Source organism: Sporosarcina sp. HYO08 (genome assembly GCF_001563475.1).
Taxonomy (GTDB): Bacteria; Bacillota; Bacilli; order Bacillales_A; family Planococcaceae; genus Sporosarcina.
On sequence record NZ_LPUT01000021.1, the window covers coordinates 1 to 633 of the forward strand.

The 633-nt window shown below is 37.3% G+C and carries 1 protein-coding gene; it reads left to right on the forward strand.

The features are described 5' to 3' along the window. Positions 1-633, forward strand: a 633-nt coding sequence (locus tag AU377_RS07010) for a reprolysin-like metallopeptidase (RefSeq protein WP_216635646.1), incomplete at both ends; no start/stop codon positions are given.

Consider the following 633-nt stretch of genomic DNA (forward strand, 5'->3'; position numbering starts at 1 on the left):
ATTCCACTCCTGTAGTAATTTCTCGTCCTACTATGAGTGGGAAGATTGGAAGATTTAATGTTTACAGTTGTCCAGTAGTTGTAAAAGAGCTGGCAGATAAGTATGAGTTAGGATCTTATGTTGGAACAAGTGTCGAGGACCCAACCAAATATTTAAGATTCAGTATTGCTCCTAATGATTTTCAGTCAATGATCATCCATGGGGATAAGTATGAATTTATTGACCCTGCTTCTGCGGATAAAACAGTTTATGCTGTTCATCCAAAAACAAAAAAGGAAAAAAATGGGTTCTTATGCTCTACGGAAGAATCTCCTGCTGCTAAGAAGGAAATAGATGCTTTATTAAAAAACGGACAGTCGTTCACTAATCAACCAACAACTTTCAACAAGAGTTCTGATAAAAAATACAGAACAATGAGATTGGCAATGTCTGTTACAGGGGAGTACACTCAATACTTTATGACACTTGCTGGTGTACCTGCTACCGCTACAGATGACCAGAAAAGAGCTCCTGCGTTGGTTGCTATCAACAATACTCTGACCAGAGTAAACGGAGTTTTTGAAAAAGATTTTGCTCTGCATTTGAATTTACAGAATTTTCCCAATGTAATTTATATTGATCCAGCTACAGATC